A 15,638-nucleotide genomic window follows, 5' to 3' on the forward strand; every position below is an offset into this window, starting at 1 on the left:
AGGCCGTTTGGAGGTGAGGGCATGCGGTGGGTGAGCGGTGCTGCAGCAACTGTGCTGGTTCTCGGCTGGCTTCTGCTGCGCATGAAATGCGGCCTGCGCTATGCCGTGCTGCGGAGTCTGCCGATGGAGGGACTGAGGCTGCGGGCAGCCGGGGAACCATTTCTGCTGCTGATCGAGAAATGGCGGATCGGCAGCCATCTGCCTTCGGTCATGTTCAGAATCCAGCGCTCGCTGCAGCGCAGCTACGGTGTGCGCTACAGCCCGGAGCGGACACTGCTCTTCACGGGCGAAATGCTCAGCTACAGCTGGCTGTTTATGCTTGGAGGCAGTCTGCTGACCCTGTTAAGCGGTGAGGAGGCAGGGTTCATTCTCGGCGTGCTGCTGGCGCTGATTCTGCCGGCGGCCCTGGTCAATGATCTGCACAAGAAAGTAAAGCTGCGGGAGCAGGGCATTATGCTGGAGCTGCCGGAGCTGCAGAACAGCATTGTACTGCTGGTTGGTGCCGGCGAGACTGTACAGCGGGCGATTGTCCGCTGTGTAGAGAGCCGCAAAGGGGATTACAGCCATCCGCTCTATAAAGAGCTGTTTACAATGATTACCGAATGGGAGGGGGGATATTCATTCCAGCAGGCCTTTGAGAATTTCAGCAAGCGCTGCGCGGTTCAGGAGGTGTCGCTATTTACCACTACGGTGCTGCTGAATTACCGCAGGGGAGGTGCGGATTTTGTACTGTCTCTGCGTGATCTGTCACGGATGTTATGGGAGAAGCGCAAGGCGCTAAGCCGCACACGCGGGGAACAGGCTTCCTCGAAGCTGGTATTCCCGATGGTACTTATCTTTTTGATTGTAATTGTGCTGGTGGGAACACCTGCAATCATGATGCTCAAAATGTAGGAGGATGAGGACAATGATGATAACAATAACAGATGCTGCGAGACGCTTGTGGAAGGATGAAGAGGGGCTGGGCACGCTGGAGATGATTATGATCATCGCGGTACTGATCGCAGTGGTTCTTGTATTCCGGACGGAAATTGTCAAGGTAGTCAAGGATCTGATCAGTACGGCGGGAAGCAAGAGCCAGGAAGTTTTTGAGTAATGAATCTGCGGAGTGAGGAAGGCAGCTTCACTATTGAGGCCTCTTTGCTGCTGCCCATCATTATGGGAATTATCATGCTGCTCCTGTTCTTCAGCCTGTATACCTATCAGAGAACAATGCTGCTGCAGGCTTCCTCTGTGACAGCTGAAAGGGCTGTTTACAACTGGGACAACAGCCATAAGGGAATGGGCGGAGAGTTTGCTGCCGGAGAATATGATTCCTTATATTGGCGGATCGGTGAAGATAGTCTACTTGCCTCCCTTTTTGGTATAGGGGCGCTAAATGGGGGAGTGAAGCTCGCTGTGCCGGCTGCCGGTGTCCAGCAGGCCTTGCCTGAGGTAAAGCTCCTGCAGTCTGCAGAGAATATTCCGGCGAATATGACCGGAGAGCTCAACTACAGCTACAGTCTGGCCGGCCGTACAATAAGCGCCCAATTGAAGCGGATGCTTCAGCTCCCCATACTGGATGGGCTGCTGGAGGATGGGGCAGTTCCTGTGGTAACGACACGGTCTGTGGTCACAGAACCGGTGGAGTTCATCCGTACTGTCGAGCTTATGCGCTATTATGGTGCAAAGTTTAAGAGCGGTGGTGGACAGGACAGCAGCTCCGGAACAGGCATGGATAAGCAGGATGCCGCAAAAATGCTGTCTACGCTGAAGAAATGAAACGGCTGAAGCTGATTACTTATCCTGCTGAGGTCAGGATTACAGGCAGGGAGGAGCAGGGGAGTGTGAGGCATGTACATCATGTGTTGCCGGATCTGAGCCATTACAGAAGGCGGAATTTTTTATGGATAAAGGAAAGCGGCGGATCCGTCTCGATTTTTCTGATTGCGGCACTCGCCTTTGTCTTCCTGTTCACAGCTGTATTGATTGACTATGCAAGGATTGCCGCTGCCAATGTGCAGCAGGAACGGCTGGCAAGGGCGGCAGTCCGGTCTGTAATGTCCTCTTATGACCTCAGCCTGCAGCAGAGCTATGGCTTGTTTGCCTTCGGGGGCGATGACGGCGGCCAGCTGTTGTCTGCAGTACTGAATGATCATTTGTTTGAGAGCGGCCGGGGAGACGCCTTTAATCTGCTGCCCGTCAAGCTGGATAGCTCTGTGCTGGACTGGAGCAGGCCGGTCGGAAGCTATGATATTTTCCGCCGGCAGATCGCCGAGGAGATGAAGTATAAAGCCCCTGTCGATTTCGCTCTTGAACTGGCTGGCAAATTCAAGCCGCTATCAGCGGCAATGGGAGAAGCCTCGCGCTCCACAAAGGTGCTCGGCAAGCTCCAGCCCCTCTACGATGCGCGTGAAGCTGCACTTGATCTGATGCTTGAACGGCGGCGGCAGGCTGCAGAGAGCGCAAGAAGCCTGCAGCAGACAATTATGAATCCGCCGCAGGATTATATCAGCACCCGCTCCTTAAGCAATGTTGACTCAGCTGCAGATATTGCAGCCATGTATAACGATTATGTAGGCAAATACTACACGGATCTGTACCGTGACAGAGAGAAGGAGCACGAAAGGTATCAGTATGATATAGGCCGCTATTTGCAGCAGTCGCAGAAGCTGATCTCCGGGATACCGGGAGCTCTGACTGCTGCCAGGCTGAAGCATGATTCTCTTATGGCTGAGGCCAGAGCGGCGCTGCAGCAGGCAGCGGAGCTTAATACCCAAATGAAAAATGTGCTTGAGCAGTCCAGAAGCAGCGGTTCTGAAGCCGGCCAGGCCTCGGCAGGCAGCTGGGACATCCCCGGCAGTGAAAGCACCGGACTTGGTACAGAGGCCTTGGCTAAACTGCGCGAACAGGAGGATGCACTGATTTTATCACCGGATGAGCTCAGCGGAATGGAACGGAATATAAGCATCCAGGAGCAGGCCGCACAGGCGTTTGAACCGGCCGTATCCGCCTTGCCTGCTGTACTCACTGAAGCTTCCGGGCTGTACGCTGACCTTTCCCGTATGACCAAGGCTGTAATAGATGCTTCGCAGGCCGTTTCCGGGTATCTGCAGAATTACGGTAATTCAGGTGCGGCAATCTCCGCAGAGGCGGCCCGGATCGAGTCGCACCGCACCTCCGACGGTGAACGCAAGCAGATGGAGAAAGAAGCTAAGGTCAAGCTGGGGGAAGCGATGAAGCTGGTGGACCAGCTCCGCAGCTTTGGCGATAATGCAGCAGCAGCGGAGCAGCGTTACAGCACGCTCCGGAAATACTACGGGGAGAATATCCGGTTTAATCAGGCTCAGGAGACTGCTGCAGCTGCAGATTCCGGGAGCACAGATATTTATTCCGCCGCCGGCTCCGCGATGGGCAAGGTGGACGGACTATACACATCCATAGGCAGCATAATGACTGGTGCAAGAGACAGGCTGTTCCAAACAGAGTATGCTGCACTTTATTTTCCGCATTTTGACCTCTCAACTCTGACTGCAGCAGCAGAATCTGGTGATAGTGTGGTTTCTGCCCTGGCGGACCAGCTTGATCCCCATGCGCAGGAGCTGGAGTATATCCTGTACGGGTTTCATAATCCTGCGGGCAATGTGGCAGCAGCATATGGCGAGATTTTTGCGCTGAGGCTGGCAATCCGGACAATGGAAGGCTTTATCGAGAATGCCCGGCTCAGCAATCCGCTGGCTATCCTGGCCGCAGCGCTGCTGTACGGGGTTGAGCAGGCGGTTCAGGACATGCTCATGCTGTGCAGGACGGGAGAGGTGGTTATGTCCAAATACCTGCCCGTAAAGCTGGACTACCGCGGTTATCTGCGGCTGTTCATGCTGCTGCATGGGGCGGGTGAAGCAGAGTTATCCCGTATGCTTGCATTAATCAGGCTGAATACAGGGATCAACCCGCAGGAAAGGTTTACTTATGCCGCCGCTGACATCCGTACGGGCTTGCGGCTTTGGTTCCTGCCGGGGGCAGTGAAGCTGCTGGATTATGCCTCCGGCCTGCCGGGAGGGGTAGAAGGCAAGGTATACTACCGTACCGTGCAGGCTGACTTTTCCTATTAGCAGAAGGAGGGAAGAATGAAGGGCCGGAATCAGAGTCCCAAGAAGCAGCGGGATGAAGGCAGTATGGTTGTTGAAGCGGCGATGGTGCTCCCGTTGTTTCTGCTGTTTGTCCTGTTTTTGATTTTTATCATTCAGATGACCCTATACTCGACGGCACTGCAAAGTACGGCATCTGACACAGTCAAAGTGATATCCACGCATATCTATCCGGCGGCGCTGGCGGCACAGAAATGGGGTCAGGCAGACAATGGCGGCCCGGATGAAGCAGGCCCTGCTGCAAATGCCGGGGGAACAGCGGATGAAGCGGCCGCAGGCGCAGCCTCCGGGAAGTGGAGTATTCCCCGCCTGTCACTTGAGGAGTGGAGCGGCAGTTACGTAGAGGAGATGCCAGCACCTATCAATGATTGGGTCAGAGCGGCTGTGCAGCGGGCAGAGGGCCCTCTGCAGGAGCTGCAGGCTGAGACCTCGGAGGCTGTGCTTGATCATGTGCTTAAACCGTTAATGAAGCCCTACCTGGCCACAGACTGGCTTGATTATGAACGGATCCATGTCTCCAATGTCACAATTCCCGATTTGAAGAAGGGGACACGCCCGTACTTCGGACTGGTTGTCAGTTACGAGCTCCCGATGAAGGTGCCCTTTCTGAATAAAGCCATTGTCCTGGAAGCCAGCAGCTTAGAACGGGTATGGGTAGGGAACACCGATGCTTCCGGGCAGGGCGGAGAGAGCGGAACTGAAGAGCCGCAAGGTTATATCGTCGTACTGGAGAAGCCTGACCCTGGTGTTGCTAACAAGCAAGGGAAAATCAGGGTCCAGGTTCCCCCGGGAGCAACGGCAAATCTTTCGATATTCTACAAAAGCGGCCAAAGTACAGCCAGGCATTTAGGCTGGAAGCAGGCCGACGAGTCCGGGTACATCGAATGGGAGTGGAAGATCGGGGTGAATACGACACCCGGCTCCTGGACGTTTATTGTTACGCTAGAGGATGGCACCAGCCTGGAGGCCGTTTTTAGAGTTGTAAAAAGATTATAAATGAAGGAGAGGACGGTATGGCAGGGTGGGCCTTTGGGGGCTGTCTGGTGATACTGGCAGCGGCCTTTGTCACAGATTTACTGTGGATGAGGATACCGAACTGGATTTCTGTATTTGCCCTGATAACGGGACTGCTGACAAGGAGTGTTGTATCCGGAGGTCACGGGCTGTTGTTTGCACTGACCGGTGCTGCTGCCGGATTTGCCGTTCTCCTGCTCCTGTATGGTATGGGGGCGGTCGGAGCGGGAGATGTAAAGCTTTTTGCGGGGATTGGAGCCTGGACAGGGATATGGTTTACCTTTCAGGTCATCATGTACTCCATATTATTCGGGGCGGTAATCGGCTGGATCATTGTGCTCTTTAGACGGGAGGCGGCCGGGGGAATCCGCAGTATACTGAGCAGAACAGCCGGACTTTTGCTGCTGCAGAGGCCAGCCCTTTTAAGAAGCGGTGCAGGCAGTGAGATGCTGAGATTTCCGTTCATGCTGGCTGTGATACCAGGATTTCTGTATACCTATTTCTGCTTTTAGATGGGAGGTGGAACATATCTTGTTCGGATTAAACCGTGATTTCATACAGCAGGACGGCATCTCCATGCAGCTTGGTACTGCTGAAGGATTATCTTTGGCAGAGCTGAATATGGTCCAGGCGAAAATGCTGATGAACACTGCTATCCCGCATCATCTGCGGCTGCTGCTTAGGGAAATTGATCTCAAGGTGACGCTGGAGTACGCCGTATCCCGGCGCAAAATGCTCAGTCACCTGCTGAAAAGCGAAAAAATGAGTATGGCGGAGCTCTTTGGACTGCTGCTGCAGATTGCCCGGGGCATGGAGGAAGGCAGACAATATATGCTGCGGGCTGAGCAGTACGCGCTTCATAAGGATTATATTTTTATTGAAGGGCCGCTTGGCAGCGGCAAGGTGTTTCTTACTTACATACCTTTGCAGCCGACAGGAGCGCCAATATCTTCGGGAGAAGCAGTGAAGTCGCTCATTATGGTACTTGTTGCATCTGTGACGGAGTTATCGGGAAGCGGGGTGCAGCGATTACTTCAGTATTGCGGGAGCGGGGATTTTTCACCGTCCGGGCTCAAGGGCCTGCTGGCAGAGCTGCTCGCAGAAGATCATTCCGCCGGGAAGCTTGCAGGCAGTACAGAAGCTGTCTCGTTAAAGGTGCCGCCTGATGGGGGAACTGCTGTATCCGGAGAAATGCCAGTCCGGCTTAGAGAGGGCCCGCAGGCTTATGTACCGGCAGGGTTTACTGCAGCTCCTGCAGCTACGGGAATATCTGTGAAGCAGAGACAGCTAAGTGCCCGATCAGAGGAAACAGCAAGTGACAGTAACCACGCTAAGGAGCTGCGATGGGGAAACGGTTTGCCGAAGCTGAGGCTGAGTGAAGAAGTCGGGGCGGATGATCTGGAGGATTCAGGAGAACCTGCAGTCGCAGTGCCTTCTTCCTACAGAACATATACTGTATTGGGTGCTGTTCTGGCTGATGCCCTGCTCTGGAAATTCCTGTACCTGGACAGGCCGATGACCATGTGGCTGGCTGTTTGTATTGCCGCTACTGTTATATTTGCGGCTGTAAGCTGGATGGTGTGGAGCGGGAGGATCATGGCTGTGCTGGACCCTGTCAGTGACGAAAGCAGAGAGATACCTGAATCTGCATTAGCTGAGACCCGGGAGCGCAGTGTAAACCGTAAACCGTTCCGTTCAGAGTGGGATTTTGGCCGAAATCCGGTAGTTCCGGCAAGGCCGCATGTTCAGCAGGGGGCTGAACAGAAGCCGCCTTCACAGGTAAGGCAGGATTCCGGGGGCTCATTATCAGGGGCTGCGGGACTAGTGCCGCCTCAGCCCGCTGCTGTGGCGGCAACAGCGCTGCTTACGGCCAGCGATAACGCGGTCAGTAGACAGGCGAAGGGGCAGCTCCGCCCGGCCGGTCCCTTTTTGGAACGCACCGGCGCAGATGAGGATGGGGCACCCGAGAAGATTGAACTGGACCGTGCAAGCTTCATAATCGGCCGGTCACCTGATGTGGCCCAGTATGTAGAGAAGTCCGAGGGGGCTTCCAGGGTGCACGCAGAAATTTCCAGAGGCCCTGCCGGTTACATCATTAAGGATCTGGACTCGCGGAACGGCACGCTGTATCAGGGGAATCCAATGATTCCTTATAAAGAATATCCGCTGACTGAAGGCAGCGTCTTTACAATTATTAAGGGCAGCTATACTTTTCGTACCGCCTGAATGAATCATTGCTTCTCTGATTTCAGCTGCTCCAGTGCCGGCTGCAGAGTCGGATAGCTGAAGGTGAAGCCATGGCTTACCGCTTTGGAAGGGAGTACACGCTGGCCTTCCAGCAAGATTTCCGACAGCTCGCCGACAGCTGCCTTTAATACAAACGCGGGCACCGGAAACCAGTGCGGACGATGGTACACTTTGCCGATCATCCGGCCAAACTGCTCGTTGGTCACCGGGTTAGGGGCGGTGGCATTAACGGGGCCGGTGATTTCCGGGGTGCGTACACAGTAATCGATCAGGCGCGCGATGTCCTCAAGGTGAATCCAGGATAACCACTGCTTCCCGCTGCCGATTTTGCCGCCAAAGCCAAGCTTATAGGGCAGCTTCATCTTGGGAAAGGCTCCGCTTTCGTTGCCGAGCACAACACCTGTCCGCAGCTTGATGAGCCGTATATCCTGATAGGCTGCATCTGCGGCGGCCTCCCAGGTCTGGACCACCTCCGAGGGAAAATCTACCACCCGGGCAGGTGAGTCCTCGTTATAGGTATCCGTGAGCGAGGTGCCGTATATGGCGACGGCGGAAGCCTGTACAATGACAGGCGGCTTATGCTTTAGCACCGCAATCAGTTTGCCGGCGGCTTCCACCGTTTTAAGCCGGGACTGCATAATAGCCCGCTTACCGTCAGCGTTCCAGCGCTGGCTGAGCGAAGCTCCGGCCAGATTGACCAGCGCATCGGCGTTCTCTGCCAATTCCGGATTGGCGGCGAGGTCGTCCCAGGTTGTATAACTTAGAGCAGGGTGAGAAGATGCCTCTTTGGGCAGCTTGCGTCCGGCGACAATGAGCTGATGTCCGGCTGTAAGCCACAATTCAGTGAGCTCACGGCCGATAAAGCCGCTGCCGCCGCAGATAATGTATTTCATGCTGAAATCCTCCGTTTCAGGATGCGGCTTACTTGATCAGATGACGGTAGGGAGAGTAGTCGATCCCGTTCTTTTCCAGGAAAGATACAAGGAACTTGTTGTCCCGGCGCGGGGTAGCTACGATATAGCCTTTAATGCAGTGTTCCCGGGTAACCGCCGGAGCGCCGCTTTCAACAGCAATTTTGCCGATCTCGGCAGCGATGGAATGCTTGGCTATATCGCGGAAGGGTCCGGGCACCGGCTGCACGAGCTGGTCCAGAAAAGCCTTCATTTCGTCGCTCCACAGCGGCCGGCTGCGTTCCACCCAGTAGTTCTGCCAGTCCAGCTTGGACTTGCCATCCGCTTTGGGCAGCACCTTGAGGAATTTGCGGAACATGAAATAACCGCCGATGCACATGCAGCCCAGCAGTAAAAAGGTCCAAAATACGATAGAGTTCATAAACCAGTTGCTTGGTCCTGACGATAATAACCTGAATCCTGATACAGAAAACATGTATACACCGCCTTTGACAATGATGATTGTCACAAACCTTCATCTCATCTAAAGTATAGCGTATTTCCAAAGTTTTGCGAAGTGGAAGCAGCTTGCCGGGGCTTGCCTAGATTTATTTTCCCGATCACGGTAGAATAAGGGTTAATTCGTGAAGGAAAGAGGGAAAAAAGGCATGCTGAAAATAGGTTCACATGTGTCCTGCGCGGACAAGGGTCTCTTGAGCGCAGCCAATGAAGCAAATGAGTATGGTTCCAGTTCGTTCATGATATATACCGGGGCGCCGCAGAATACACGCCGCAAGCCGATCGAAGCCATGTACCCTGCTGAAGGAAAGCTCGCAATGAAAGCGAACGGAGTAGAAGAGATTGTGGTACATGCTCCATATATCATTAATCTGGGTTCCTATAAGGATAATACCTATCAGCTTGCTGTTGATTTTCTGCAGGAGGAGATCCGCCGTACCCATCAGCTGGAGGTCAAGCATATCGTACTTCATCCGGGGGCGTATACTGACAAGGATGCAGAATACGGTATCCAGCGGATTGCCGACGGGCTGAATGAGGTGCTTGGCGGTACGAACGAGACGGAAGTGCACATTGCCCTGGAGACGATGGCCGGCAAAGGAACAGAAGTCGGCCGCAGCTTCGAGGAAATTGCCTCCATTATTGACAAGGTCGTACATAACGAGCGCTTGTCCATCTGTCTGGACACCTGTCACATTCATGATGCCGGCTATGACATCGTTGGCGACCTGGACGGGGTGCTCCGAAAGTTCGATGAGATTATCGGCCTCAAGCGGCTCGGCGTAATCCATATCAATGACAGCAAAAATCCGCGCGGAGCGGGTAAAGACCGCCATACTCCAATTGGTTCAGGCTGGATCGGTTTTGAGACGATTAATAAGGTCGTCCACCACGAAGCGCTTGCAGGGCTGCCGTTTATTCTGGAGACTCCATGGATCGGAAAGGATGCCAAGAAGCTCCGCCCGATGTATGAGATCGAAATCGCCCTGCTGCGCGGTAATGTGGCAGAACGCTTCGGTGCAGAATTCCTGCAGGAAGTGGAAGAGCTGCATTCGTTCTTCGCCAAGCAGGAGCTTGATTCGCGCCGGTACGTGCTCGATGTATGGGAGCTGCTCAAGAATGACGCCAAAGCCAAAAAGGCTGACCCGCGTGAACCGCTGGAAAGGCTGTATGATAATGTTCTGGCAGCCGGACTCTTCCCGCAGCTTAGTGAGGAAGCCGTCAATCAGCGCCTGATCGCCTGGCTGGCAGGCAGACAGGCACTCGTGAACGCTTAAGCAAAACTACAGAATGTGCTAGAAGATGAGAGGATGGACAGGGGACTATGGAATTACATGTAAAAAGAGATCATTCTTCAGGCGGACAATATCCGGACCGGGCGCGCATGCTCATTTCTTGTCCGGACGGGCCGGGTATTGTAGCGGCTGTCTCGCATTTTTTGTATCAGCATGGAGCAAATATCGTCCAGTCAGACCAGTATACAATGGACCCGGACGGCGGTATGTTCTTCATGAGAGTGGAGTTTGATCTGCCCAAGCTGGAAGAACGGCTGGATGAGGTGCGCAATATTTTTGGCGGAGTTGCCGAGCGCTTTAAGATGGACTGGCAGATTTTTAATGTGAGCCATAAGAAAAGACTGGCGATCTTTGTTTCCAAAGAAGACCACTGTCTGGTTGAGCTGCTCTGGCAATGGCAGGCCGGTGATCTGGATGCGGATATTGCCATGGTGGTCAGCAACCATACGGATATGCAGGCCTACGTTGAATCGTTCGGCATTCCATTCCACCATATTCCGGTTACGGCTGAGACCAAGGCTGAGGCTGAGAAGCGCCAGCTGGAGGTTATCGGCAGCGACATCGATGTGATCATCCTCGCCCGCTATATGCAGATCATCTCACCGTCGTTCATCGAGCATTACCGGCACCGGATTATCAATATCCATCACTCGTTCCTGCCGGCGTTCGTCGGCGGCAAGCCTTACGCGCAGGCTTACCAGCGCGGGGTGAAGATTATTGGTGCAACCGCCCACTATGTCACCGAAGAGCTGGATGGCGGACCGATTATCGAACAGGACGTACAGCGGGTCAGCCACAGCGATGATGTGAACGAGCTGAAGCGGATCGGCCGTACGATTGAGCGGGTTGTGCTGGCGCGGGCTGTGAAATGGCATATTGAAGACCGCATTCTTGTGCATCACAATAAAACAGTAGTGTTTAACTAACCCTATAGTTCGGAAGAGCATCACAGGTAAAAAAGCATTTTACCGGCATTTTGGCGAAGTCTGCCAAAGTGCCTTTTTTCGTTCCAAAAAACAGTACTTAAGGAGGTAAGGGCTTGGTTTCACAGCGCAGACAACTGTTAAAACGCAATTATCTGTTTGCCTTTCTGATCCTGTTCGCCGGGTTCGGCGGCCTGCTCGGCTACGATTTATACTTCAAGCCTTATGTACTCTCACAGACAGTAGTCAAAATTAAAGCGGCCGACGGCGGATTTATTCCAAAAAATGTTCAGCTGCAGCAAAGCGATCTCTATCTCGATTCAGTCCAGACCAAGGACATTCCTTCAGGTGTGATTACGGAGTTCAGCCAGGTAAAGGACAAGATAACCAATGTCAATCTGATGGACGGCAGCATTCTTACCTCATCGCTGGTCGATGTCAGTGACCTGGAGCCGCAGGCTGATGAAGGGATTTTCCCCATTCCCAAGGAGGCGATTTATGCCATCAACGGCTCGCTGCGCAGCAGGGACAAGGTGGATATTTACCTGGTGGAAGGCGATAAAGCAGACAGACCGGGGAGTGGAAGCGGTAATGCTGATGGTGGCTTCCCGCCGTCAGGTACAACTGCACCTGCACCTGACAGCGGACAGAAGGACTCCGGGTCCACAACAGCCGCCCGAAGGGTGTTTCTGAGCGGGGTCACCGTGAACTATGTACGTTCTGAGGATAACAATGATGTGCTGGATTCGGAGAACGGCAACACCAATAACCGCGTTACTTCAACCGGCAAGGTGGCGGCACCTGAATTAAAGCTCAAGAAGAGCGACGGCGAGCTGCTGGGACAGTATCTGGAGCAGGGTCTCAAGCTGTGGATTGTTCGTGTGGAGTAGGAAGGAGGAGCATTCATGAAAATATTCAGTCTGGGGATCGAGCAGCTGACGATTAATGAGATCAAGCTGGCCGGATTTACGGTCATTACGCAAAATGTACTGCCAGAACCGGCGCACACCGAAGGCCATCTGCTGCTTGTAACAAGTGAACAGGTCCCAGTGTCCGCTTTAACCGAACTAAGCCGCCAATACACGCAGTCCACGATCCTGTATCTGTATCTGCAAAGAGGGGTGCACGGCTATCAGGCTATTCACATGCTGTGTGAGAGTCTGGGGATGTTTTTTGTGCCCCCTCGCTCCACAGCCTCGGCAATTATTGAAAAGCTGCGTTTTATTACAGAGGAGGAACGTGTAGAACGCGGTAACCTGGTAGGATTTTTCGGCTCGGGTCCGGGAATTGGCTGTACCAGTGCAGCCAAGCTGTTCGCCAGACGGATTGCCGCCGCAGGGTTTCGTGTGATTTTACTGGGGCTCGATCTGTATGATCCCGGCTATGACCGTAAAACGCATATCAGCCTGGACAGGCTGCGGCCGCGGATCACCGGCAAGATGCTTCATGGTGAGGACTTCGAAGGGCTGGTTAAGCAGGACGGATATGTATACCTGCCCGGCAATTTCGACTATTTGAGCGTCCATGATTACCAGGAGGAGGAGATCGCTTATCTATTGGCAGAAGCGCGTATGCATGCGGATGTGGTGGTGGCTGATTTTGGTTCGATTCCCGAAAGCGCCGCGTGGTATACCGGAATGCAGAAATCGGCACTGCGCATGATGGTTACGCATCCCAGACACGAATACAGGCTGCAGGCTCTGATGGAGCTTGCCGGACATATGGAGCTGCATCCGCAGGATTTTCAGTGGATCATCAACCGCAGCAATGTGGAGGAATTGTCCTCGCCCAAAAGTCTGGCGCTGCGCTTCGGCTGTGAGATTTTGCTGGAGCTGCCATATTATCAGCCGCTGCTTGACAGCCTGCCTTTAGGTAAAAAAGAGCTTCAGCACGTGGATGATAAGGTTCACGCCCTGCTGGTCTCTCTGGGACTTGCGCTGGAAGTGCGGAAGCGGGGGATCTTTCAATGATTGAATACCGTGAGGAGATGCGGCCGAAGCCGCGCAGGGTGAGCGGACAGCGTTATGTCAGTCCGGGAGGGCGGAAGCAGAACCCGCAGGCAACTGAAACAGAATTGCCTTTCAATCTGTCCGAGCAGTGTGGAGCGGATCTGTTACCTGAAGCACGGCCTCTTTTTTCTCTGAAACAGAGTGTTCTGCGTACCAGCAAGCCGGGAAAAGAGGACTTCTATGCTTTTTTGCAAAAAATGAAGCAGGACATGAACGCAGGGCTGGAGCGGGAGGATGACAGCTATTTCGAGCTGAATGCCAAGGCGCTGATTGGTGATCCGCAGGCGGTTAGCTTTTTTATGAATGAGATTGAAAAATATTTGCGTAAGACACCGTTCACCGGCGAAGTGCCGGAGGCTTATGGGACTGCTGCAGAGGCACTTTTTCATGAATGGAAAGGATTTGGTCCGGCTTACCGCTGGTTCACAGACCGTGCCTACAGTGAATCTACCGGGCTGCAGATGATCGGACGGCAGATTTTTTATAATCACCGCGGCAAGTTTGTTGCTTATCCGTATGAGATGCCCTCGCTGGACCGGGTGGAGCAGCTCAAACGCTCTCTCCTCAAAAGCGATCCGGGCAAAAAGCTGAACAAAGACAATCCTTCAGTGGAGTTCAAAATGGATGATCCGCAGTGGCCCGGCCGGTTCATCCGGCTTGCGATTTGGGTATCGCCCAGGGTGTGGGACGGGTTCACAACTATTTCCATGCGGCGGCAGGTGGTTGAGTTTCTTGATCTGGAGGATCAGGCGGGAACAGAATGTATCCCGGCAGAAGCCATAGAGCTAATCCGTGCGCTGGCCGGCACATTCCGCAACACAATCATCGCGGGGGCAGTGGGTTCAGGCAAAACAACCTTTGCCAACACGATCGTCGGCGAACAGCTGCTGGGCTCAAGCTCCTGCATGGGTGTGGTGATGATCGAGAAGCATCCGGAGTCGATACTGCCTTACCAGATTAAAGGTCACCGGATTATTCCGATTCAGGCGGCCAACGAGGAGCTGATGGAGGTCGGGGTGGAGTCACTGCGCCATGATCCGAACATCCTCTATATGACTGAAATGCGTTACAACGAGTGGGAGTTTTATCTCTGGAGCGGCGAGAAGGGCTATGACGGGATTACAGGAACCTTTCATACGGTTGATGCTGAGGATATTCCGTACCAGGGTGCTTTTGCAGTCTCCACACGGATCGGCGGCAGCCTGAAGGGACATCTGATCTCGGCGCTGAAGTCGTGTGAGCTGGTGTTTATTCTGGAAAGTGTTCCGGACGGGAAGAAGCGGCTGACGCGGATCTCGGAGGTCTTTTATGACGAAGAGCGTAACTCGGTATTTGCCAATGATCTGATGCGCTGGGAGGAAGAACGTTCGGCCTGGAGCTATAATGACAAGCTGACCGGGAAGCTGATGGCCAAAATGACCAAAAAGAATGCCGCAGCTATGCGCGTATTCATCCGGGAACTGGGGCACCTGGCAGCAATGAAACCGATGGAGGAGCCGCTCAAGGAAAGCCTGAAGTCAAAGATTGTGCTGAACGAATGAGGGGGCGTTAGGCGTGGAGCTTGCTTTTTATATCATCCGTTTTGCCCTGCATTTGCTGGTTGTTTTTGGTCTATGGCTGATGGTGAAACCGCTGATTGAGCGGCATTTACGGCAGCTGGGGCAGAAAGTCGATTTGCAGATGAATCTTAGAAGGAGTTTGCTCCGCAAAAAAGTCAGCAGGGCGGATAAGCGGGTCTGGCTGTACCGGCACCTGGATGATCTGCTGTATTTTGCACACCGGAGATATGAGCCTGGAATCAGCGTGATACGCTTTTCGCTGCAAACGGCCTTTCTATTCGCTGCCGTCTTTGTGTCCACCATGCTTACGCTAAGGGAGCTGCCCGGGCATATGAGCTTCAGCAATCCTTTTTTGGATGGAATCAGCTTCGGGGAGCGGATGCCTATTGAGGAGGCCTGGCGGCTTCCGCTGTTTGTATCGGTCCTTACGGCAAGTATTCCATACCTGCGGTTGAGATACACCTGCGCCCAGCGGAAAGTACGCGGAAGCTACGATCTGCTTGATGTGATCAAAATTGCTTCTAAGTTCACGCACCTGTCGGTGGACAGCATTTTGTCAAGGACGGCTGATTTTTTGACCGAGGACAATGTGCTGAAAACACCGCTAAGGCTGCTGGGAGCGGGATTTGCCAATTACAGCAATGAATATGAGCTTAAGGAGGAGGCGATGCGGTTCTCGGGTGCGATCGGCACTACTTTTGCCATAGAGTTTGTATCTGATCTGCTATATTGCGAGAAGGAGGGGACCCGTCATCTCAAAAGCTCGCTGATGATGCTGAACCGCTCGATGGAGCAGCAGCGGGAGACCATTTTGACGGTAAAAGCAGGCAGCCGGGATGCAATCAGTCTGGGGATTTACGGGAATTTAGTTGTGCTGGTATCCTCCGTCGGAACCTTCATGTATATGCTGAAGCCTGATGTCTATTTCAAACTGCAGTTTCAGACGAGCGTCGGTCTTGCTTTTCTGATGGTCATTATAGCCGGACTGTTCGTATCCTTCCTGATCAGTACCATACTTGCCAGGCCCAAACTGGACTACCACTGAGGTGATATAA

Annotated in this window: 15 protein-coding genes; 13 read left to right on the top strand and 2 right to left on the bottom strand. The window is 53.6% G+C overall.

From position 1 onward, the window contains the following. Positions 1-21 precede the first annotated feature (21 nt). From M2108_RS14535 to M2108_RS14565, 7 genes are all read left to right on the top strand, one after another. Positions 22-894: a type II secretion system F family protein gene (locus M2108_RS14535; RefSeq protein ID WP_277470033.1), complete on the top strand. Its 873-nt coding sequence runs from the start codon at positions 22-24 to the stop codon at positions 892-894. 13 nt (positions 895-907) lie between these two features. Then, complete coding sequence (locus M2108_RS14540; protein WP_277470032.1) at positions 908-1,096, top strand: Flp1 family type IVb pilin; 189 nt, start codon at positions 908-910, stop codon at positions 1,094-1,096. Beyond that, a complete protein-coding gene (locus M2108_RS14545; RefSeq protein ID WP_277470031.1) occupies positions 1,096-1,761 on the top strand; it encodes a TadE/TadG family type IV pilus assembly protein in 666 nt (221 codons plus the stop codon). The genes M2108_RS14540 and M2108_RS14545 overlap by 1 nt, the downstream gene beginning before the upstream one ends. A gap of 65 nt (positions 1,762-1,826) precedes the next feature. After that, a complete protein-coding gene (locus M2108_RS14550) occupies positions 1,827-4,091 on the top strand; it encodes a hypothetical protein (RefSeq protein WP_280777073.1) in 2,265 nt (754 codons plus the stop codon). Positions 4,092-4,106: 15 nt separating this feature from the next. Continuing rightward, the gene (locus tag M2108_RS14555; RefSeq protein WP_277470029.1) at positions 4,107-5,123 is read left to right on the top strand and encodes a TadE/TadG family type IV pilus assembly protein; all 1,017 of its coding nucleotides are present in this window, start codon (positions 4,107-4,109) and stop codon (positions 5,121-5,123) included. A gap of 17 nt (positions 5,124-5,140) precedes the next feature. Beyond that, the gene (locus tag M2108_RS14560; protein ID WP_277470028.1) at positions 5,141-5,653 is read left to right on the top strand and encodes an A24 family peptidase; all 513 of its coding nucleotides are present in this window, start codon (positions 5,141-5,143) and stop codon (positions 5,651-5,653) included. 19 nt (positions 5,654-5,672) lie between these two features. Further along, on the top strand, positions 5,673-7,367 hold the full coding sequence (locus tag M2108_RS14565; protein ID WP_277470027.1) for a DUF6382 domain-containing protein: 1,695 nt from the start codon (positions 5,673-5,675) through the stop codon (positions 7,365-7,367). Between the two features lie 5 nt (positions 7,368-7,372). On the opposite strand, the gene M2108_RS14570 is transcribed toward M2108_RS14565, so the two are convergent. Next, positions 7,373-8,281, bottom strand: a complete 909-nt coding sequence (locus tag M2108_RS14570) for a TIGR01777 family oxidoreductase (protein WP_277470026.1) — start codon at positions 8,279-8,281, stop codon at positions 7,373-7,375. Positions 8,282-8,309: 28 nt separating this feature from the next. Further along, positions 8,310-8,774, bottom strand: coding sequence for a DUF2621 domain-containing protein (locus tag M2108_RS14575; RefSeq protein WP_277470025.1), 465 nt, complete (start codon positions 8,772-8,774; stop codon positions 8,310-8,312). Between the two features lie 172 nt (positions 8,775-8,946). Here M2108_RS14575 and M2108_RS14580 point away from each other — a divergent pair, with 172 nt between their 5' ends. From M2108_RS14580 to M2108_RS14605, 6 genes are all read left to right on the top strand, one after another. After that, positions 8,947-10,074 (top strand): deoxyribonuclease IV, encoded by a 1,128-nt coding sequence (locus M2108_RS14580; protein ID WP_277470024.1) that lies wholly within the window; start codon positions 8,947-8,949, stop codon positions 10,072-10,074. A 47-nt stretch (positions 10,075-10,121) separates the two neighbouring features. Next, entirely contained in the window at positions 10,122-11,018 is an 897-nt protein-coding gene (purU, locus tag M2108_RS14585) for a formyltetrahydrofolate deformylase (RefSeq protein WP_277470023.1), read from the top strand. 113 nt (positions 11,019-11,131) lie between these two features. After that, positions 11,132-11,905, top strand: coding sequence for a CpaB family protein (locus M2108_RS14590; RefSeq protein WP_277470022.1), 774 nt, complete (start codon positions 11,132-11,134; stop codon positions 11,903-11,905). A 15-nt stretch (positions 11,906-11,920) separates the two neighbouring features. Next, positions 11,921-12,985: a CpaE/TadZ family protein gene (locus tag M2108_RS14595; protein WP_277470021.1), complete on the top strand. Its 1,065-nt coding sequence runs from the start codon at positions 11,921-11,923 to the stop codon at positions 12,983-12,985. Continuing rightward, the gene (locus tag M2108_RS14600; protein WP_277470020.1) at positions 12,982-14,565 is read left to right on the top strand and encodes a P-loop NTPase family protein; all 1,584 of its coding nucleotides are present in this window, start codon (positions 12,982-12,984) and stop codon (positions 14,563-14,565) included. Before M2108_RS14595 ends, M2108_RS14600 begins: the two co-directional genes overlap by 4 nt. Before the next feature lie 13 nt (positions 14,566-14,578). After that, entirely contained in the window at positions 14,579-15,628 is a 1,050-nt protein-coding gene (locus M2108_RS14605) for a hypothetical protein (RefSeq protein WP_277470019.1), read from the top strand. Positions 15,629-15,638: the final 10 nt, after the last annotated feature.

This window comes from Paenibacillus sp. PastM-3, from assembly GCF_029893965.1.
GTDB lineage: Bacteria > Bacillota > Bacilli > Paenibacillales > Paenibacillaceae > Paenibacillus_AQ.